Origin of the sequence: Rheinheimera sp. 4Y26, from assembly GCF_025245835.1 — a bacterium.
Classification (GTDB): Bacteria; Pseudomonadota; Gammaproteobacteria; order Enterobacterales; family Alteromonadaceae; genus Pararheinheimera.
In genome coordinates this window covers 413,529-432,904 of sequence record NZ_JAOBWS010000001.1, presented here as the reverse complement: position 1 = coordinate 432,904, position 19,376 = coordinate 413,529, and the positions used below count along the sequence as shown (strand labels likewise).

19 protein-coding genes are annotated in these 19,376 nt (G+C 51.3%); 2 read left to right on the top strand and 17 right to left on the bottom strand.

Annotated elements, in window-relative coordinates; all coding sequences use genetic code 11:
• Positions 1-13: 13 nt before the first annotated feature.
• The 12 genes from N3Z11_RS18020 to N3Z11_RS01775 all read right to left on the bottom strand — a co-directional run bounded on the left by N3Z11_RS18020 (position 14) and on the right by N3Z11_RS01775 (position 11,119).
• Positions 14-496, bottom strand: a complete 483-nt coding sequence (locus N3Z11_RS18020) for a prepilin-type N-terminal cleavage/methylation domain-containing protein (RefSeq protein WP_313771323.1) — start codon at positions 494-496, stop codon at positions 14-16.
• A gap of 27 nt (positions 497-523) precedes the next feature.
• Positions 524-988, bottom strand: a complete 465-nt coding sequence (locus N3Z11_RS18015) for a type II secretion system protein (protein ID WP_313771322.1) — start codon at positions 986-988, stop codon at positions 524-526.
• A gap of 71 nt (positions 989-1,059) precedes the next feature.
• Positions 1,060-1,614: a prepilin-type N-terminal cleavage/methylation domain-containing protein gene (locus N3Z11_RS18010; RefSeq protein WP_313771321.1), complete on the bottom strand. Its 555-nt coding sequence runs from the start codon at positions 1,612-1,614 to the stop codon at positions 1,060-1,062.
• A gap of 89 nt (positions 1,615-1,703) precedes the next feature.
• Complete coding sequence (locus N3Z11_RS01815) at positions 1,704-2,927, bottom strand: type II secretion system F family protein (protein ID WP_260655434.1); 1,224 nt, start codon at positions 2,925-2,927, stop codon at positions 1,704-1,706.
• A complete protein-coding gene (locus N3Z11_RS01810; protein WP_260655433.1) occupies positions 2,927-4,663 on the bottom strand; it encodes a GspE/PulE family protein in 1,737 nt (578 codons plus the stop codon). The genes N3Z11_RS01815 and N3Z11_RS01810 overlap by 1 nt, the downstream gene beginning before the upstream one ends.
• A 4-nt stretch (positions 4,664-4,667) precedes the next feature.
• Positions 4,668-5,948, bottom strand: a complete 1,281-nt coding sequence (locus tag N3Z11_RS01805; RefSeq protein WP_260655432.1) for a hypothetical protein — start codon at positions 5,946-5,948, stop codon at positions 4,668-4,670.
• Complete coding sequence (locus N3Z11_RS01800) at positions 5,945-6,841, bottom strand: AAA family ATPase (RefSeq protein WP_313771320.1); 897 nt, start codon at positions 6,839-6,841, stop codon at positions 5,945-5,947. Before N3Z11_RS01800 ends, N3Z11_RS01805 begins: the two co-directional genes overlap by 4 nt.
• Positions 6,842-6,847: 6 nt before the next feature.
• Entirely contained in the window at positions 6,848-8,506 is a 1,659-nt protein-coding gene (mshL, locus tag N3Z11_RS01795) for a pilus (MSHA type) biogenesis protein MshL (RefSeq protein WP_260655431.1), read from the bottom strand.
• Positions 8,507-8,514: 8 nt separating this feature from the next.
• The gene (locus N3Z11_RS01790; RefSeq protein ID WP_260655430.1) at positions 8,515-8,829 is read right to left on the bottom strand and encodes a hypothetical protein; all 315 of its coding nucleotides are present in this window, start codon (positions 8,827-8,829) and stop codon (positions 8,515-8,517) included.
• Positions 8,807-9,454, bottom strand: a complete 648-nt coding sequence (locus N3Z11_RS01785) for a type II secretion system protein M (protein WP_260655429.1) — start codon at positions 9,452-9,454, stop codon at positions 8,807-8,809. The genes N3Z11_RS01790 and N3Z11_RS01785 overlap by 23 nt, the downstream gene beginning before the upstream one ends.
• The gene (locus N3Z11_RS01780) at positions 9,451-10,176 is read right to left on the bottom strand and encodes a PilN domain-containing protein (RefSeq protein ID WP_260655428.1); all 726 of its coding nucleotides are present in this window, start codon (positions 10,174-10,176) and stop codon (positions 9,451-9,453) included. Before N3Z11_RS01780 ends, N3Z11_RS01785 begins: the two co-directional genes overlap by 4 nt.
• Positions 10,160-11,119: a hypothetical protein gene (locus tag N3Z11_RS01775; RefSeq protein ID WP_260655427.1), complete on the bottom strand. Its 960-nt coding sequence runs from the start codon at positions 11,117-11,119 to the stop codon at positions 10,160-10,162. Before N3Z11_RS01775 ends, N3Z11_RS01780 begins: the two co-directional genes overlap by 17 nt.
• A gap of 56 nt (positions 11,120-11,175) precedes the next feature.
• On the opposite strand from N3Z11_RS01775, the gene N3Z11_RS01770 reads away from it, so the two are divergent.
• Complete coding sequence (locus tag N3Z11_RS01770; RefSeq protein ID WP_260655426.1) at positions 11,176-12,129, top strand: 1-aminocyclopropane-1-carboxylate deaminase/D-cysteine desulfhydrase; 954 nt, start codon at positions 11,176-11,178, stop codon at positions 12,127-12,129.
• On the opposite strand, the gene N3Z11_RS01765 is transcribed toward N3Z11_RS01770, so the two are convergent.
• Both N3Z11_RS01765 and N3Z11_RS01760 read right to left on the bottom strand, forming a co-directional pair.
• Positions 12,104-13,735: an EAL domain-containing protein gene (locus tag N3Z11_RS01765; protein ID WP_260655425.1), complete on the bottom strand. Its 1,632-nt coding sequence runs from the start codon at positions 13,733-13,735 to the stop codon at positions 12,104-12,106. The two genes, N3Z11_RS01770 and N3Z11_RS01765, sit on opposite strands and share 26 nt — an antisense overlap.
• 66 nt (positions 13,736-13,801) lie before the next feature.
• Entirely contained in the window at positions 13,802-15,235 is a 1,434-nt protein-coding gene (locus tag N3Z11_RS01760; protein WP_260655424.1) for a sodium:alanine symporter family protein, read from the bottom strand.
• Between the two features lie 270 nt (positions 15,236-15,505).
• On the opposite strand from N3Z11_RS01760, the gene N3Z11_RS01755 reads away from it, so the two are divergent.
• Entirely contained in the window at positions 15,506-16,681 is a 1,176-nt protein-coding gene (locus N3Z11_RS01755; RefSeq protein WP_260655423.1) for an alkaline phosphatase family protein, read from the top strand.
• A gap of 47 nt (positions 16,682-16,728) precedes the next feature.
• On the opposite strand, the gene N3Z11_RS01750 is transcribed toward N3Z11_RS01755, so the two are convergent.
• The 3 genes from N3Z11_RS01750 to N3Z11_RS01740 form a co-directional block, all read right to left on the bottom strand.
• Positions 16,729-17,115 (bottom strand): VOC family protein, encoded by a 387-nt coding sequence (locus tag N3Z11_RS01750; protein ID WP_260655422.1) that lies wholly within the window; start codon positions 17,113-17,115, stop codon positions 16,729-16,731.
• A gap of 20 nt (positions 17,116-17,135) precedes the next feature.
• The gene (locus tag N3Z11_RS01745) at positions 17,136-17,867 is read right to left on the bottom strand and encodes a substrate-binding periplasmic protein (protein WP_260655421.1); all 732 of its coding nucleotides are present in this window, start codon (positions 17,865-17,867) and stop codon (positions 17,136-17,138) included.
• A 117-nt stretch (positions 17,868-17,984) separates the two neighbouring features.
• Positions 17,985-19,199: a dipeptidase gene (locus N3Z11_RS01740; RefSeq protein WP_260655420.1), complete on the bottom strand. Its 1,215-nt coding sequence runs from the start codon at positions 19,197-19,199 to the stop codon at positions 17,985-17,987.
• Between the last annotated feature and the right edge of the window lie 177 nt (positions 19,200-19,376).

Below are 19,376 nucleotides of genomic sequence, written 5' to 3'. Positions count from 1 at the left end.
CTGAACATGGGATTTAGCATGAGCTTTGATATCCGCTGGCGGCAATACAAATGCTGGCCTGCTGCCCTGCTCTGGTCAGGTCGATTTGGCAACCACCGGCACAGCTGCCTTGCGGCCGGCCCCAGCTGTCAAATCTTAATAACAACGGCAATACACCAGTGATGACGCTTACGTTCGCCTGGCTTAAATCAATGTGTTGTGGATTATTGGCATCAAAGGAAAAACCGGCGGCTGGTAAACAAGGATCTGTGCTGGCAGGGCCTGCTGTTGCAGAAGTAATCACCAGTGTTGGACAAGTGCTATTGAGGCTTGCAGTATCCTGCATACTTTGCAGCTGAATTTGCCGGCTTAAACTTAACAGCTGATCACGCTGTGCCAGTACTGTTTCTGCATCTGCGCTAAAAAATTTGGGTAAAGCGGTGACGGCCAGAATGCCGCCAATCAGCAAAACCACCACCAGTTCCACCAAAGTAAAGCCGGTTGTTTTTGCATTCATCAGCAACATCCTGACCTGCAGGCTGGATTAACAGCCTTGTGTTTGAAGTTCAAGCACAGGTTTCACACCAGCTGCAGTTGATTCTGAATAAATCAGCTGACAAGCTTCAGCTGCTGTAGCTTTATAAACCAGCGGCTTTGGCGTAATGACCACCTTTCCGGCAAGGCTTGTGGCATCAACAGTCCATTCGTCAGCTGACAGCTCAATCACTAATCCCAAATCAGCCGCAGTCGCTTTTGGATAACCATAAACCACATTAACTGCCGGGTTGGTCAGAGTGCCGGTAGCGCCCTTTTCTTTGCTCTGCAAAATGGCTTTGCTGTAAACCATGGCATTGGCCGACTCCAGCGAGCCTTTTAACGCGCTTAAGGTCGAGGCTTTGGCATCACCGGATAAATTTAAAAACTTAGGTGCAGCTGTGATGGCTAAAATGCCCAGAATCACAATCACAATCACCAGCTCAACTAAGGTAAAACCCTGATTTTTTTTCATAACGACTCTCTGTACTTAGATTAACTGCTGCAAGGTGCAGAACAGCCTTGCAGCACAACTTTATCGACCAATTATGGTTTTTCTAAAAATGAAGTCACTTGCCCGGTAACCGGGTTATAGGTAAAACCATTGCTGGAATTATTGTCTGTTGGCGCTGCCGTTAAACCTGCTGTCTGGTGGTAAATACAAAGACCACCAGCAGTGCGCACATAAAAACTCACAGCGGCTAACTCAGCAGCAGTGGCCGCTGTGGTGCTGGAACTCGGTGATTGTTGGAAAATGGTATTTAATACCGTCTGACAAGCAGCTGCTGTCAGGTTGGCAGCTGTAACACCACCAGCCGGGAAACCATTGGCGGTAGCAACTGACACATTGACGCCATCGTAGTTCACATCAACCACACCACCTGTGCCGACAGGGCGACCTGCCACTTCCCAGGCAGCGCGAACTAAACCAACAGCGGATGCAAAACCACCGGCTGTGCCTTCTACTGAAACGTTTTCCGCCTGCTCAGTCACATTTAAAAAACGTGGCAAAGCAGTGGCTGCTAATAAACCGAGAATAATAATGACGATCACAAGCTCAATTAAGGTAAAACCTTGTTGCCGGCCCGACATGCTGTTCATATGGTCTGCTCCAGAAAATTAGAAGTTAAGTTATTTTGTGTTATATCAGTAATTAATGACAGCTTTTGGCTGTATTGCCAAGTGCTGTTTTAACCACTCTTTTTATAGGCACTGAGCATATCCCACATTGGGGTAAAGATACCCAGCGCCAGGATCAACACCATCACCGCCACTATCACTATCAGGATAGGTTCGATTTTGGCGGTCAGGCTTTTTAAATCAAACGCCACTTCCCTTTCATAAAACAGCGCTACTTCCTGCAGCATATCGTCGACTTGCCCTGTTTCTTCACCAACCGCCAGCATTTGCATCACCAGCGGGGTAAATAAATTGCTCTGGCCCGACACCCGCACCAGACTTTCGCCTCTTTCTATATTGCGCCGCATTTCACGGATTTTTTCGCCCATATAGTCGTTATCCACAGCATCTGCCACCAGACTAAGCGCTGAAGTAAGCGGCACCCCGGCTTTAAGCATCAGCGAAAAACTGCGGGCATAACGACCCAAGGTGGCTCTGTTAATAATGTCGCCCATAATAGGCAACCTGAGTTTGAGCTTGCTCCAGCGATAACTGCCGGAAGGGGTTTGTAAATAACGGAATAACGCAAAAGCGCCGGCTGCTGTGCCTAGCAATAACCAGGGCCAGTAGTTAATAAAAAAGCCGGAGGTAGCGAGCAGCACCTGAGTGGCCCAGGGCAACTCGGCATTAAATTTGGCAAACATATTGGCAAATTGTGGGATCACCAGAATGTTCAGGATCACCATGGCAATCACAATAGCGGTTAACACAAAAATCGGATAACGGGTGGCCTGAGTAATTTGTTTGCGCGTTTCCTGCTCCTGCTCAAAATAATCCGACAGCTGCAAAAACGCTTCGTCCAGCCGGCCGGTGTTTTCCCCCACATGCACAATACTGACAATAAGCCGGTTAAATACTTTGGGGTGACTGGCCAGCGCCACCGACAAATTGCGGCCTTTTTCCAGCTGATCGGCAAGGTCAGATAACACCACTCGCAGCGATTTCGACGCTGTGCTGTCAGCCAGACCACGGATAGCGCGGATAATAGGAATACCGGCTTTCATCAGTGAATACATCTGGCGCGAAAATACAATCAGCTCCGTCAGCCCTACCTGTGGGCCGCCAAGCTTCAATTGCCAGACCGAACTACCGGCTTCAGGCAGCTGCTCTATTTTCAGCGGAATAAGAGCGCGCCTGCTGAGTAAATCCGCTGCCGCCATTTCACTGGGCGCGTCCAGCACGCCATTTTGCAGCTGACCCTGACTGTCACGGGCGGCATAACGGAAATTGGCCATTAATTCACGGCTCCTTCTGATTGCGCCAAATCATCAAGCTCAACATATTCCGACACTTTAATCACTTCTTCCAGTGTGGTAATACCTTGCTGGGCGTAGTCGAGCGCCATATTGCCCAGAGTTTTAAAGTCACTGCTCTGATAGGCAATATGGGCAAAATCTTCGGCGTCGTTGCGCCTCAGGGCATCGGCCAGCGGTTTGTTGATCACCAAAAGTTCAAACACCCCAACCCGGCCTTTATAACCACTGTAATTACAGGACTGACAACCACGGCCCTGCCAGAATTTCAGACCATCCCGTGCTTTAAAATGTTTTAACCAGGTGTGTTCGAGCTCATCAGGCTGATACGGCTGTTTACAATGTGGGCAAATACGCCGCACTAACCGCTGCGCCAAAATAGCGCGCAAAGCACTGGCCACCAGATAAGGCGCCGCGCCCATATCAATCAGGCGCAAGGTACTGGTGACAGCGTCATTGGTGTGTAAAGTAGACAACACTAAGTGACCGGTTAAAGCACCGCGTAAACCCATTTCGGCCGTTTCCTGGTCGCGCATTTCACCGACCATCAGAATATCCGGGTCTTGCCGCAAGCTGGTACGCAGCACATTGGCAAAATCAAGGCCAATTTTATGGTTAATCTGCACCTGATTAATCCGTGGCAGGCGGTATTCCACCGGATCTTCCACGGTAATAATTTTTACGCCGGCCTGGTTTAGCTCACTGAGCACGCCATACAAAGTGGTGGTTTTGCCCGAACCTGTTGGCCCTGTGACCAGCACCATACCGTGTGGGCTCTGGATAATACGCCGCAGCTTCGTTAATAAATGCTCCGGCATACCGGTTTCATCCAGCGACAATAAACCGGCCGACTGGTCCAGCAAACGCATTACCACCGACTCGCCATACTGCACCGGCATGGTCGACATCCGCACATCAATGGTGTGGCCTTTGACTTTAATTTGAAAACGGCCATCCTGCGGCAGGCGTTTTTCCGAAATATCCAAAGAAGCCATCAGCTTTAACCGCAGCACCAAAGCAGAGGCAATGCCGGTTTCTTTTAAAATGCTTTCCTGCAGCACACCATCCACCCGCTGCCGGATGCGCAGCACCTGCTCATCGGGTTCAATATGAATGTCGGACGCCCGCACCTGCACCGCATCTTCAAACAACGACTGCAACAACCGCACTATGGTGTTGTCTTTGTCGTTGTCGCTACTTAATGCAGAAAAATCAATGGCATCTGTGTCTTCGTATTCTTCCTGCAGCTGATGCGCAATGCTTTCAATTTCTTTAGTGCGCCGGTATAAATTGTTAAAAGCCTCAATCAACTGGCTTTCCCTGACCACGGCAATTTCAATCATTTTGGGTTCTAGCAGCGGCGCTATCTGATCCAGAATGGATAAGTCGGCCGGGTCACTCATGCCAAGCAATACCGACTCACCTCTGTCTTCGAGCACCAGGGCTCTTAACCGGCGGGCATGCACTTCCGGCAATAACTGCGCTGCTTTGGGGTCGATACGGCGCTGGCTGATATCTAAAAAGGACACATTCAGCTGCTGCGCCAGAAACTGTAATAACTGGTCTTCAGTTAAAAACGCCAAATCAATCAGACTGGCGCCAAGTTTGCGACCTGTGGTTTTTTGTTCGGCCAGAGCACGGCTTAGTTGTTGTTCGGTGATGATGCCTTCATGCACCAACAAATCACCAAGTCGCATTTTTAAACGGGGTCTTTGCATCGGTTCACTCTGCTGTGGCTAAACGTTGCTGAATAAATTGCACTGTGGCGGCGGACAAACCACCTGCTGTTAATGCCTGCTGATACGCCTGTTTGGCCTGCGCTAACTGGCCAAGTTGCTCCAGCACCAGCGCCTGCCCCAGCCAGCCGCGGCTAAAACCGGGTTGAATGCTGGTAAGTTGTTGCCAGGCCAGCAAAGCTTCCGGCAGTTTTTGTTGTTGCTGCAGTGCATTGGCTTTGAGTTGTAATACTTCTGGCGTGATAGCTTTGCTACTGAGCTGGGCAAGCGCACTTTCAGCGCCACCCCAGTTTTTTTGCTGACTAAAAAGCCGGGCCTGCTGTAGCTGCAGGCCATCAGAGCTTAAGCCGGTGCCGGCACAAAGCTGCAATAACTGCCCGAGCGCCTGCCACTGCTGCAACTGGCGGTAACTTTCCGCCAGCCACTCATAACCCAACACCTCATTGGGCGACAGCTCAATATATTGCTGTGCTTTTGTACCAAGCTCAGCATAACTGGCGCTGGCAAGGGCCGCGGTTGCCTGTTGTTTCAGCTGCGCTAACTGCATGGTTTTATCAAACACCACCTGCTCCACCTGCATCGAGGAAGGCGCTACCGCTTGGGTTGGGCTTTGTTCAGCGGCAAAGGTTTCGGCTTTGGCTGCCGGATATAACTGACTGCTGCCCTCTGGTTCTGAAGGCCAGACTGCCAAAGCTTTTGGTTCAGGCAGTGCGGCTGCGGCCGTGACGGGCTCGGCTGCTGCAGTTTCGGTTGAGCGCACTTCAGCTGGTCCTGATTCAGCTTGTGGCGTCGCGGTTTGGGCTGCAGCGGTCCCGGCCTGCGGCGCTGCCGGGGCTTCTGCTCCAGCTTCGGCCGCGTTTGTTGCCGCAGGCTCTGACTGATTGGATATGCTTTGGTTTTGCTGCGGCGCTGCATTTTGGCTTTGTGCTGTTGCCACCGGCTCTTGCTCCGCTATAGCGACGGACGCCTGGCTCTGGCTGCTGTCAGACTTTGCATCTTGCCTTGTAATTGGGCCTGTATTTGGACTTGTATGTAAAGGCGCAGCCACCTCTGGTTGTGGCGATAACAGCGCCAGCATGTGGCTTAGCCGTTCTGGCGCCAGCAGGCTAAAGCCACCGCCAATCACCAGCAAAACACCAAACGCCCATAACAACTGGTTGCTGCGCCCTGGTGGCCTCGGCAGGCTGGGCCTTTGGCTCACTACAGCCGGGCCTTTTTTGCCTTGTTGCTGGTCAAGGTCCTTCAGCATCTGGTTAATAACACTCACCACCCGCCTCCCGGTAACCAATACCACAACACCAACAGCGCTGCTGGTGCCAGCAGCGGCCACCAAAAACCTGAACCAGTGCCTGAGCGCACATCGTCGGTGTCGCGGGCGGCCTGCATAATCTGATAACAACCAATACGTTGCAAGGCTTTGCCATAGCCCAGCATCAGCGCTTTATGCGCCAGAATATTAATCAACCTTGGAATACCCCGGCTGTAATAATGCAATAACCACAAAGCGCTGTGGCTAAACAGCGGCGACGCACCAGCCAGCTGCAATCGGGCATTGACATAACAGGCCACCTGATTGCGGTTTAATACCGACAAATCATAAGAAAAGCTGATGCGCTGACGCAGCTGCCTGAACTGATACAAGGCCAGACGCTGATTCAGCTCAGGTTGGCCAAACAGCACCACCTGCAACAATTTGCGTTGTTCGGTTTCCAGATTGGTCAGTAGCCGCAAGGCTTCTAAAGTTTCATCGGGCAATGCCTGAGCTTCATCAATCAGCAGCACCACCTGTTTTTGCTGTTGCGCCAGGAGCACCAGCTGGCGTTGCAGCAGTTGTGTCAGCTGCTGCGGGTCGATATTGGCGGAATGTTTTAAGCCAAGCTCCAGCGCCAAAGCCCAGCGCAGCTCCAGCGGCGACAAATGCGGATCCGGAATATAAGCCAGCGCAAAATGCTCCGGCGCTTCCTGCAATAATTTGCGGCACAGCAGGGTTTTACCTGTGCCTACTTCGCCCGTGACTTTAATAAAACCTTCACCTTGCGAAAGCGCCACACTCAGCACGGCCATCGCCTGCTGATGGATAGGTAAATCCACATAAAATGCCGTGTTGGGCGTCAGACCAAAAGGCGCTGCGCTCATGCCGTAGTGCGCAAGGTACATCATCGGCTGCTACCGCTGCGCCGCCCAGTCCTGCACCTGACTGCCCGACTGCTGAATTTGCTGCTGCCAGACGCCGCTTTGCACTACTGTAGGTTTGAGTAAAATCACCAGCTCTTTTTTCTTTTCGGTTTTGCTCATCGATTTAAATAACGAACCCACCACAGGTATCGACATCAGGCCAGGCACACCACTTTCGGTGTCGTTGATCACCGTTTGCATCAGGCCGCCAATCACCACAATTTCGCCATTGCTGGCTTTGATAATAGTGTCCGACTCGCGGATATTACTTTGCGCCAGTGGCAACACAATTTTTTCATCACTGAGCTGTACTGTTTTGGTTTGCTCCGCTGTTTCAGTGACAGACGGATGTACATGCAGAATCACCTGACCGTTCTGGTCAATCTGTGGTGTCACATCCAGCGCTATGCCGGAGAAAAACGGCTGCAAAATCACAGTAGGTGTAGTGTTTTGCACGCCATTGGCGGCCGTGGTGGTATTGCTGGAAATTTCAGTGACAAAATATTCATCCTGCCCCACTTTAATCACCGCTTTTTGGTTATTAATTGCGGTCACGCGTGGGCTTGACAGCACCTGTGCATCCCCCTGGGTTTCCAGCAGGCTGATCACACCGTTAAAGTCAGCATTCTGGAACGAAATGCTGGTGAGGCCGCCAATGGCGGTATTAATAGGGTTGCCAAAGTTACCGGCGGCATTGCTGATACGCAAGCTGGTGGAATCGATATTGGTCAGCGCATTCTGCCAGTTGATGCCTTGTTGATAATCATCACTTAAGGTCACTTCAATAATTTTGGCTTCCAGAATCACCTGACGCTGCAGATGTTGCTCTGACTGGGTTAAAAAAGCCCTGACTGCGGCAATTTCATCCGGCATGCCGCGCACTGTCACTAAACCGGCCTGCGGCGACACCACTACTGTGCGTTGTTCACCGCCCCCCAGAATACCGGCCACCGCTTTTTCCAGATCTTTCCAGAAGTCGGTTTTGCTGCCGCTTTGGATCATACTGCCGTTAAATTGCTGATTATTCTGCTGGCCGTTATTGAGGTTGTTGTCGTTAAAACCATTCTGGTTATTCTGGCCGCTCTGGTTATTGCGGTTATTGCCATTTCTGTTGCTCTGGCTGTCCTGCGACACCCCGCCTGAGTTCACCGCAATAGACGACATGCCCATGCGCTGCATCAACAGATAATTGACCGCTATGGTTTCAGTACGAAGGCCGGCCGGATACACCTGCCAGACGTTACCTTGCTGACGGATATCAAAACCGTACATCTGCTGCACCACCTGCATCACTTCCGGCAAAGTGACCTGTTTCAGTTGCAGGCTGATTTGCCCCTGCACATCAGGATGCACCACTATGCTTTGTTCAGTGTCAGCCACCAGGGAGGCAAAAAAGTCGGGCATCGCCACATTCAGCGCCGACACATTGATACGCGGCAACAGCAAATTGGCTGTTGGCGGCGCCATGGGGGTCAGCAGGTCGTCTGTGACTGCGGCCGGCACCTGCAGCGGCGCAGCTTTTGGCGCGGCCTGCTGTTGTTGTAATTTGCCAAGTTCAGCACTGGTGTTACTGGCCGCCTTCGGAGCTTCAATACTCTGACAGGCGCTAAGCGCGATGATACTGGCAAGTAAACTAAGTTTTGTGCGCATAAGGTTCACTACTTTGTTGTGCTGTTAAATAAATTCAGCTGCAGCCGCTTTTCACCTTGCTGCAGTATCACCTGGCCGGCGCTGATACGCTGCACCTGATAAGGCCCCACTTTGTCGCCGGTTTTGACCAGCACGCCGTTAATCAGCGCCTGATAGCTGCGACCATCACTGCGGATCAAGCTGAGCCTGGGTACGGACTCGGGCGCTTGTGCCGTTGCCCCCTCTGGCTGCAACTGGGCTTCAGGTGCTGTTGGATCGGCAATACTGCCGCTGCTGCACAGCAACAACAGCGCCGCCAGCTTAAATTTGCAGATAGCTGTCATGTTCACTTACCGTTTCAAGTTCAAGCTCAAGCTCAGCTTTGGGAAACTGACTGACTTTATAGCGCAGTTGCGACCAGTGCAGTTGCCATGGCAATTGTTCCAGTCGCGTCAGTAATTGTTGTAAAGCAGCATAACTGCCGGCAAACACCAGTTTGGTGCCGTGGCGGTATAACAGCGGTTGGCTGCTCTCCATGCCCGGCAAAGCCACAGCCTCTGCCGGCAGATTTTCCAGCGCCAGCAGGCTGACGCCCTGCTGGCTGGCCAGCACGTCTTTGAGCAGCTGCACCATTTGTGCACCGCTAATATAACGGCCTGTCATAGCGCGGATTTGTTCCAGCAACTGCTGTTGTTGTGTATTCATGGCGTTAATTTCTGACTGCAGCTGCTCATCAGGATCCTGCTGTAACACCTGCTGCACTGCATCTATCTGCTGTTGCAGCACCTGCAGCTGTTTGCTGGTTTGCTGATATTGTTGCTGCTGTTTTTGCGCTTCTGACCAAAGCGGCTCAACCCCATACAACAGACCACACCATAACAGCAGCACCAGCACTGCGGCGCTGATGAAATAACGTTCGCGCAGCTGAAACTGTAAAAAACGCTCTTCCCACTGTTGCATCAGGCTCATGGTTGCCCCCCGCTGCTAGCGTTTTGATTAAGCTGCTGTGCAGCTTCTGCTGCAGGCGTGGACGTTGCCGGCTCTGCCTTTGTGTTTGCAGGTGTTGCAGCTGCCGGTTGTTGCAATAAACCGGTTAAATGCTGCGTTGTTTTTGCTTTGGCCGACACCAAAAACTGCCGGTATGCACCTTCGGCCACCGGCTCCAGTTTGACCAGACTAAACTCCAGCCCCTGCAACCCTGGCGCTGCGCCCAGAGCTGTTAACCAGCGCGGCACGAGCTCAGCATCTTTGGTGATGCCTTCAAATTGTTCACTGCCGCCTAAAGCAAAACCGGTCAGCCACAGCCCTTTGGGGTCTATGTCAGACAGATGCTGCATCACTTTGGCATATTGCGGTGGCGTTTTATTATTTTCCTGTTGCAGATAACCGAGCAGCTGCTGCTTTTGCGCAATACTTTGCTTAAGCACACTGGCTTGTTGCTGTAACTGCGCCGACGGCTGACGGGCCGACAGCGCCTGCTGATACAGCTCCAGCTCTTTGACTTTGTGCTGTTGCTGGGTCTGCGCCAGCTCAAATTGTGCTCTGGCTGTGCTTAACTGCTGATAAGCAAAACCACCACCAACCAGCAATAACAACAGCACCAGTGATGTGGCTCTGATCAGCTCAGGCAGCGTCATTTTGTCGTGGCGCGGCTGTAATGCCGCCTGATATAAATTAACCCTGAGCTTCATTGGTCTGCTCCCCGGCTAGGATCAACTCCATGGCGCCTGCCATGGTTAACCAATAATCCTGTTGTTCAGCTGCGCTGAGTTTGGGCATTTGGCTGGCTAAATCCAGCATACCAACCTGACTAAAACCATTGTCGGCAAAATAACGCACTATGTCCGGCAGCTGTGGGCTGGCTATCTGGAATAAAATTTCTTTCACCGGCGCCTGGCGCAGCTGCCCTTCGAAATAATCCAGTGAACGCTGCACTTCCAGCAATAAATTATCCAGCATGCCCTGGCGCAGTTCGGTCATTTCGTATTGATCAATACGGTTAAAACCACGCAATTTGCGGGAAAAATACAGCATCCCCTGCTTGATGATCTGCAGGCTCAGTTCCTGCCCTGCTTGATGCACCAACAACATCACAGCGCTGTTTTGTACCGGAATAAAGTTACGCGGCAACCACTCTTCCGGCTGAATATTGGCAAGATGGATATTTTTACGCTGCAAAGCACGGCACAGCTCCAGCAGGCTGCTTTTGGACGTCACCACCACGTTGATGCGGGCGCCCTGAGTGCTGGTATGTTCGGGTAAGTCAAGATAATCCAATAACATATCTTCAACCGGCACTGTGGTGAGTTCCCGCACCAGCCAGGGCAGCGCCTGTAACATTTCTTCGGCTTTGACGGCGGGTTTATCCAGCTGCACCAGCTGATATCTATCGCTGCTCAGTACCAGACAAAGTTCGGTGCCAGCGGGCAGCTCACTGCACAACTGCAGCAGCATGCTCTGCGGGCTGTCGTTATTGCCGGGCAGCAGGGTTTCTACTTTCAGCACTTTTAAACCGGCGCTTTGTAATAACACCAGTTTCAGATAATCATTGTGCAAATGCACGGCCGCCACATGTGCCGCAGTTTTGGTACGGGACTGACCAAACTTGATCATACCGGTTAACTTTTCAAACATGATTCAGTCCTGAGACTATGTATAATCTGCTGCTTGTTGTTCCCCGGGGTGCTGAAATGTCCGATCCGTTTTATCAGCTGCAATGGCAGCTCCTTGTTGACCCCCAACTAAGGGCGCGGCAAGTCCAAATCTGGATTGCCACACTCGCTTGCCGGGTGCCTGACATCGCCGGGAATAAATGGTTAAAACTAAAGTATCACATCCAGCAAATACAACAACATAACAAAAAAGGAATTCTGAGTTTTGGTGGAGCCTTTTCCAATCATCTGGTTGCTTTAGCTGCAGCCGGTCAGCATTTTGGTTTTGCCACTGTTGGTATAGTGCGTTCCCATCAGGCTGATTTGCATAATCCAACGTTACAACGTTGTACTGAACTCGGCATGCAGCTGCAGTTTGTGTCGCCTGAACAATACCGCAACAGGCAGCAGGCTGAGTTTCTGGCTGAACTTTGCACTTTATACCCGGATTATCTGATGGTTCCCGAAGGCGGCAGCAGTGCTCTGGCGCTGCCCGGGCTGGCTGAACTTCCCATTTTACAAACGCCTTCAGGCTCCGCCAGCCTGATTGCCTGCGCCAGCGCCAGCGGCGGCACTCTAGCCGGCTTAAGCGCCGCTCATCCAAACACTGCAGTACTGGGGATTTCGGTGGTGAAAGATGCCTCTTTGCCGGATCGCATCCGCCAGTTAGTGCCGGTTGCTGCGCCGCAGAACTGGCAGCTGCGCCAGGAGCAAAGCCAAAAGCCTTATGGCAAATTTACGCCGCAAACCCTGCAGTTTTGTCTGGATTTAACGCAGCAGCAGATTTACACCGAACCTGTATACAGCGGCAAAGCACTGCAAAGTTTAGTGTTATGGGCACAACAAGGAGATTTTGCGCCGGGTAGCAATATTGCATTTTTCCACACCGGCGGTTTGCAGGGGCTCGCAGGCCTTTATTATCGCGGTTTGATTAACCAGCAGCAGTATCAACAGTTACAGCCACAACTTAATGCGGCTGGTCCTGCGGAATAATACGCGACAACGGCTGACTGAAATAATAACCCTGAGCGCCACTGACACCGAGTTTTTGCAGCACCTGCCACTCTTTCAGATTTTCCACCCCAGTGGCGATGACCCGCACGCCTTTGCTGGTATTGCAGCTGATTAAACCACGCACAAACAACTGTTGCTCCAGCTGTAAATCCAGATGCCGCACCACAGAAGGATGCAATTTAATGGCTTCAATTTTCAGCTCATCCAGATAAGGGCATGCTTCAATCGACAGTCCCACATGGTCGATAATCAGCGCAAAACCCTGTTGCTGCAAATGGGCTAATACAGGTTTTAACTTGCGGTAATTTTTTTGCAGATGGTATTCGTCCACTTCCAGTGCAAACTGCCGGCCGTTAATTTGCCCTTGCGCCAGCATCTCACCCAGCCATTGCAACCAGTCTTTACTGAGCAGGGTTTCCACCGCCAGATTGACGCTACACCTGTTGTTGCCGAAGTTTTCCAGCTGGCATAATTTTGCGGCTTTGAGCAGCACATACTGGTCAATAGCCTGGGTTAAACCACAGTTGGCCGCCATCGGCAAAAACACTGCGGCATTGAGTTTATCGCCTTCACTGCTTTGCAGCCGCACCAGTACCTCATGCTGGATCACATCATGTTGCTCCCACGAAAACACCGGCTGAAAAGATAAAATCAGCCGCTGTTCTTTTAAGGCGTTACTGAGCTCAGTGCGCCACCAGACCGACCCTTTAATTTTTGGTTTGTGGCTTGGGTAAAAGCCATAAGCGGCATTGGGCCCCTGTAACTGTGCTGTTTTCAGCGCCATATCGGCTTCGGCCATCAGCTGATAGCTGCCCTGCCCCTGCTGATAAATCACATAACCAATATGCAGCACGTCAAAATCAAGATAATCGGCAAAATAACTGGAGCGGCTGAGAATAGAGGCCATCCGGTCGCCCATGGTTTCGGCATCTTTTTGCGTCAGCCCGGGCAGCAACACAGCTAAATCGTTATCGGCAATGCGGGCCAGCACAGTCTGGGGCAAATGGGCACAAAGCTGGGTTAATAACTCGGCACAACCGGCCAGCCGCTGCACCTGCAACGGCAATTCCAGATACATTTCCGGATGACTGACCTGAATTAAAAACAAAGCGCCGGACGAGGCTTCCTGTGGATCGTTCAGATAATGCTGCAGCTTGCTTTCAAAATAGATGCGATTACCAATAGCAAGGTCGTGGTCTATCAGGCCCTGCACCCGCACCAGATGGCGGATTTCCTGCTCACGGCGCGCCTGAGCCTGCTGATTTTGCTGTAATAACGTCAGTTTGCCGATCAGGCTGTCTTGTTGTGACAGCGGTAAATGTGCCTGCTGCATTAAGGCATCGAGCTGGGCCGATAAAGCGGCGATTTCCTGTTGTTGTTGCTGGTAATGTTCCAGCCGCGCCAGCAATAACCAGAGCGGCAATACCAACAGCAGATCAAACAGCAGATAAGCCCAGAGTTCAAACCCCAGACCCACCTCACTGGTTTTGCTGACCAGCAACAGCGCCAGGTTTGCCGCCAGCAATAACAAAATTAAACCAATCCAGCGTCCATACTGTTGCCACAAAATTCCCAAGTTCTGCACAATCACCTCCAGGTTATGATTTCAGTGTTGTTGCCACACAGAACTTTGTCGAGCCACGGCGTGGAATTATCTGAGCTCTGCCACTGACGCTGATTTGTGTTGTGCTGCGCTGGCCATTTTACGTAAATACAGCTGCAGATCCTGCTTCACTTCCGGCAATAACAAATACAAGGCCAGAATGTTCGGCACCGCCATCAGGAAAATCATCGAATCAATAAAATCAAACACTGCCAATACGTTAGGCACAGCACCTATGGCCACCACAGCACAAATCAGTACCTTATAAGCGCGGATACTGTATTTGTGTTCACCAAACAAAAAGCCCCAGCCTTTTTGGCCATAATAAGCCCAGCTCACCACAGTGGAGTAACCAAACAGCAACAAAGCCACCATCAGCACCAGCGGGAACCAGTCAAACACAGAAGCAAAAGCCGAAGATGTGAGCTGCACACCATCCAGCCCGGTTTGCAGATAGGCGCCGGTTAAAATAATGACCAGTGCGGAAATAGTACAAATCACCACAGTGTCGATAAAAGGCTCTAACAAACCAACAAAACCTTCGGAAACAGGGTCATTGGTGCGGGCGGCTGCATGGGCAATAGGCGAGGAGCCAATACCGGCTTCATTGGAATAAGCGGCACGGCGAAAGCCCTGAATTAACACGCCAATCACTCCACCATAAGCGGCTTCAGGGGCAAAAGCACCTTTAAGGATGGTCCAGAGCGCGGCCGGAATGTCCTGCCAGTGCAGGCCGATAATCACCAGGGCTGCGGCCAGATAAATACCACACATCAGAGGCACCAGTTTGCTGGTGACCCGGCCTATGCTTTTAATGCCGCCCACTATCACCAGTGCCACCAGCGCGGCATAGATAAAACCAAAGAGCCAGGCATTATCAAAACCTGTCACTGTTTTTACCTGCACAAAACCCTGATTGACATGTACAAAACCGGCAGAGCCAAAGACACAGGCCACGGCAAAAAAGCCGGCCAGAAATTTACCAAGCCTCGGCAAATGGTATTTTTCCAAAGCGGCTTTGATGTAATACATAGGACCACCGGCCACAGTACCGTCGGGCAAAATCTGCCGGTATTTTACCGCCAGCGTACATTCGACAAATTTGGTGGTCATGCCCAGAAAACCAGCCACTATCATCCAGAAAGTAGCGCCAGGCCCACCCAGGGTAATAGCAACAGCCACACCGGCAATATTGCCGGTGCCAACAGTGCCCGACAACGCAGCTGATAAAGCCTGAAACTGGCTGATTTCACCTTTGTCGTTTTTATCGGCAAAATCACCGCGCACTACCCTCAGCGCATGGCGAAAACCACGGATATTGATAAACCCCAGATAACAGGTAAAGACAATGGCACCACACATCAGCCATAACACTGTGACCGGTATGGCCACCCCCTGCACCTCAAATGAATAAAACACCACACTGGCAAGGGCCGTGCTGAATTGCTCAAAAGCCTGCTGAAAGCTGAACTCGCTGGACATCTGGAAATCTCTGGCTGCAAAAAGCAGCACCTTATCACAGAATTTCCTGCCTTTGCCCTGCCAACTTTTTGAAACTTCATCATTTGGTTATAAAAATCGCACCAAATTGTCATGCCCGGGCGCAACACTTTGCACGTGAAACCTTGCATCAACCGGGGATAACTGATGAACCGAATCTGCTTTGCACTTTTCACCCAACCGCAAAATTTGTGTGATGCGCCAACTGTTTTGCCCTTATCCGCAGGCGCTATCCAAAGATGTTGGCAGCACATGATCTGGCCACTGCTGTTGATATTGTTGTGTGCCCTGAGCCAGCAGGCACAGGCCGCGCAGCTAAAAAACAGCAACTTCAGCCCCAAAGTGGTGCTGGTCAGTATCGACGGCTTGCGCTGGCAGGAATTGTTTTATGGCGCCGACGCGGAGCTTGCCAATGACAGTCGTTATGTGCGCAACAGCAGCTTATTAAGCCCGCTGCTTCAGGGCAATAAAGCGGAAAATTTACTGCCGTTTTTTCATCAGGTGATTAAAAAACAAGGTTTATTAGTCGGCGACCGTCATCAGGGATCCTTGATGAATGTCAGTAACAAAGCCAGGGTGTCTTACCCTGGTTATAACGAAATGCTGAGCGGGGTGGCCGATCCCAACCTGCACAGCAATGCCCGCAGGTACAACCCCAATGTCACAGTGCTGGAATGGCTGAATCAACAACCGGGTTTACAGGGTCAGGTCGCGGCTTTTGGCTCCTGGGATATGTTGCCTTTTATTCTGAATGTGCCACGCAGCCAATTGCCGGTGAATGCCGGTTTTAGCAGTGCCAGCGGCGAGCTGACCCCAGAGCTGATACTTTTGAATAAACTACAACGCCAAACCCCAAGCCCATGGGCTTCGGTGCGGCTGGATGTATTTACCCACCAGTTTGCACTGGAATATCTGAAGCGGAAAAAACCCCGGCTGTTGTATGTGGCTTATGGTGAAACCGACGATTTTGCCCACGACCGCCAGTACGATCAGTATTTATGGGCGGCCAAACGCAGCGACCAGTTTATTGCTGAGCTGTGGCAGCAACTGCAAAACGACCCGTTTTACCGCGATCAAACCACCTTATTGATTACCACAGATCACGGCCGCGGCCGCCATGCTGACAGCTGGTCGCATCACGGCAGTGTGCGGGCTATGGCTGGTTATCTGCAAAAACTAACAGTTTCGGCTGCAGTCGAAGGTTCGGACGAGATTTGGCTGGCCGCGCTTGGCCCGGCCATTGTGGCTCAGGGTATCAAAAACACCGGCACCACCTGGTGGCAACATCAGGTGGCGAGCACAGTGGCTGAACTGCTGGGTTATGATTTTCAGCGTTTTCAATATAAAGCCCAGGCCGCCTTGCCGGTAGCGGGTAACAGCCAGCAACTGGCACAGCGCAGCAATAGTCTGCAGGCGACAGCACCTTAAACTGCGGAACCAGAGCTCCGGAAAGCACAAAGACAGAAAAAGCGCGGTTAACGGCGCTGGTAAATTTCCAGCGGCAAGCCGTCCGGATCGGCAAAAAAAGTAAATTCTTTGCCGGTATAAGGGTCAACACGGATAGGTTCCACCACTATGCCCCGCGCTTCCAGCCAGCTTTTTGTTTGCGCTACATCAGCCACCACAAAACTTAAATGGCGCAAACCCTGAGCTTCAGGCCGGCTTGGCCTTGACGGCGCATCGGGAAATGAAAATAACTCCAGCTGACTGCCATCCGGCAAGGCTAAATCAAGTTTCCAGGACTGGCGTTCGGCGCGGTAATGTTCCGCCAGGACTTTAAGCCCAAGCGTTTGACTATAAAAGACTTTTGATTTTTGGTAATCGCTGCAAATAATGGCAACGTGGTCTATAGCTAATAACAAACGAACTCCGGAATATTCAATCACAGGGCTGCTGCAAGTGTTGGCAGACGCATTCCCGGATAACGCTGATACAACTGCTGTAATGCGCCGGAATGCTGTAATGCCGCCATGCCTTTATCCCAGCGTTTTTTCAGCATAGCGCCGCGTACAGAGCGGGAAAAACCAACGTAAACAGGCACCTGTAGTATTTCTTGTTGCACCAGCTGATGCTTTTGCAACAGCGGCTGGCCACTTTCTTTTAAATCAGCCTGTTCGGCCAGATACACATCAATGCGGCCTTTAATTACCATTTCAAGACCTTGCTGCACCGAGTGTACTTCGTAGCCTGGCACCGACAACCCAAGCGCTGCACCATAGTTATAAGCCAGATCCCAGGCCAGCCTCAGCTCAGAAAGCTGCTTTACGGTTAACGGCGCCCTTAGCTGCACCCCAGGGCCGTATACAGCCATAATAGTATCTAAATCAATAGGTTCTTCCGACAATAACAGCTTATGGCCATCTTCTTTGGTCACCGCCAGCACCAGATCCGCCTGCTGCTTTTCCACCAGTCCCAGAGCGCGGTTAAAATTACTGAACTCCAGTTGCAGTTCACCGGATTTGGGCTTTAACACCAGCTGCACCAGTTCAAAATAACCACCACTGCCATCTTCATTGGTGTAACCGGGCCAGCTTTTGGTCATCAGCCTGATATTATCTGCCGCCACAGGCCAGCTGAGTACAATGATTAACAACAGTAAAAAACGGCGCATCATCAACAGTTCCATACCACAGCTTTGTTAATCAGCTTAGTGGCAGAATTGCGGCTCGGCCAATCTGAGTGCAACAGATAAAAAAGGCGCCACCAGGCGCCTTTGTGTTATTGCTGACGATCAGCGCCCTTGCAGAGCTTTGGCCTGGGCTTCCACCTGACGCCAAACCCGCAGCAAGTTGCCGGACAGAATTTTTTCTATGTCGGTTTCGCTATAGCCACGGCGAATAAGGCCGGCAATCAGATTCGGATACATAGACACATCCTTTAAGCCTTCAGGTAACGAATCACCAACACCGTCAAAATCTGAGCCTATGCCAACGTAATCCACGCCCACCAGTTTGGTCACGTAATCAATGTGATCCAGCACAGTGTCAACATTGGCAAATGGATAAGGATGTTTTTTCAGATATTCGGCTCTGAAGGTTTTTTCGTCAGTACCCTTGGGCGCGGCAGCCAGCGCAGCTTTAAACTGCAAACCCCATTGGTTGGCCTGTGACACCACAAAAGATGAACCAAAGTTAATCTGAATAACACCGCCGTTTTTCGCCAGAGCTTTGATCATGGCATCGTCCATATTGCGTTCAAAACCCGGCACAAAACTGCGCAGCGACGAGTGTGAGGCAATCACCGGGGCTTTGGTCAGCTGAATCACTTTATAAAAAGCGTCATCGGACACATGCGAAATATCGATCATCATGCCAAGCCGGTTCATTTCAGCCACCACTTGTTCACCAAAGGGGCTTAAACCTTTCCATTTGCGACGCATATCATAGCTGGAGTCGGAAATATGGTTTGATTCCGAATGCGCCAGCGTGATGTAACGAATACCACGCTGATAAAAATGCTGCAGGTTCTCAAGTTTGCCATCGATAGGCGTGCCGTTTTCCATGCCAAGCGCCAGCGAAATTTTGCCAGCTTTAAAATGCTCAGCCAGATCATCGGCGTTATAAGCCATGGCAAACTTGTCCGGCGCCCGGCCAACCAGCGCTTCCATACTGTCAATCAACTGATTGGCCAGCAGATAACCGCCGCCGGATTTTTCATAACTGGACGGAATATACACCGACATAAAAGGTGCATTTAAACCACCGGCTTTGGCACGCGGATAATCAAACTCACCACCGGGCGCGGCCACACTGACATCTTCCCATTTGTCCTGCAAACGATAAGGCACATCGATATGGGTATCCACAATCAACATTTGTTGGGCCAGTTGCTGGGCGCGCCCGGCTGGGTCTGTGGCCACAGCGCTGGTTGATGAAGTGCCGGACGTACTGGCACAACCGGCCAGCAGCAGCGTCAGGCTGCACGCAATCAGAGATGGTTTAAACACTGGATAGTCCTTCTGGAAAAGCCGGTTTTGCCGGCAACTTCAGTATTTTTGGCTGCTACAGCAGCACAAAAACACTGATTTATTGTTGTTTTGTTGCTTGTTTTGCCGATTGTTTTAGCAATCGTTTGGTTATCTGCCACAGCAGCATAAAACAAAAATAACAGGCCACACTATGGC

Bases quoted from the DNA above. Each gene is read 5' to 3' on its own strand.
- mshL (WP_260655431.1), bottom strand. From the start codon at position 8,506: ATGCGCACAAAACTTAGTTTACTTGCCAGTATCATCGCGCTTAGCGCC.
- N3Z11_RS18020 (WP_313771323.1), bottom strand. From the start codon at position 496: ATGAATGCAAAAACAACCGGCTTTACTTTGGTGGAACTGGTGGTGGTT.
- N3Z11_RS01790 (WP_260655430.1), bottom strand. From the start codon at position 8,829: ATGACAGCTATCTGCAAATTTAAGCTGGCGGCGCTGTTGTTGCTGTGC.
- N3Z11_RS01785 (WP_260655429.1), bottom strand. From the start codon at position 9,454: ATGAGCCTGATGCAACAGTGGGAAGAGCGTTTTTTACAGTTTCAGCTG.
- N3Z11_RS01755 (WP_260655423.1), top strand. From the start codon at position 15,506: ATGATCTGGCCACTGCTGTTGATATTGTTGTGTGCCCTGAGCCAGCAG.
- N3Z11_RS01775 (WP_260655427.1), bottom strand. From the start codon at position 11,119: ATGTTTGAAAAGTTAACCGGTATGATCAAGTTTGGTCAGTCCCGTACC.
- N3Z11_RS01800 (WP_313771320.1), bottom strand. From the start codon at position 6,841: ATGATGTACCTTGCGCACTACGGCATGAGCGCAGCGCCTTTTGGTCTG.
- N3Z11_RS01815 (WP_260655434.1), bottom strand. From the start codon at position 2,927: ATGGCCAATTTCCGTTATGCCGCCCGTGACAGTCAGGGTCAGCTGCAA.
- N3Z11_RS01810 (WP_260655433.1), bottom strand. From the start codon at position 4,663: ATGCAAAGACCCCGTTTAAAAATGCGACTTGGTGATTTGTTGGTGCAT.
- N3Z11_RS18010 (WP_313771321.1), bottom strand. From the start codon at position 1,614: ATGAACAGCATGTCGGGCCGGCAACAAGGTTTTACCTTAATTGAGCTT.
- N3Z11_RS01760 (WP_260655424.1), bottom strand. From the start codon at position 15,235: ATGTCCAGCGAGTTCAGCTTTCAGCAGGCTTTTGAGCAATTCAGCACG.
- N3Z11_RS01745 (WP_260655421.1), bottom strand. From the start codon at position 17,867: ATGATGCGCCGTTTTTTACTGTTGTTAATCATTGTACTCAGCTGGCCT.
- N3Z11_RS18015 (WP_313771322.1), bottom strand. From the start codon at position 988: ATGAAAAAAAATCAGGGTTTTACCTTAGTTGAGCTGGTGATTGTGATT.
- N3Z11_RS01780 (WP_260655428.1), bottom strand. From the start codon at position 10,176: ATGAAGCTCAGGGTTAATTTATATCAGGCGGCATTACAGCCGCGCCAC.
- N3Z11_RS01770 (WP_260655426.1), top strand. From the start codon at position 11,176: ATGTCCGATCCGTTTTATCAGCTGCAATGGCAGCTCCTTGTTGACCCC.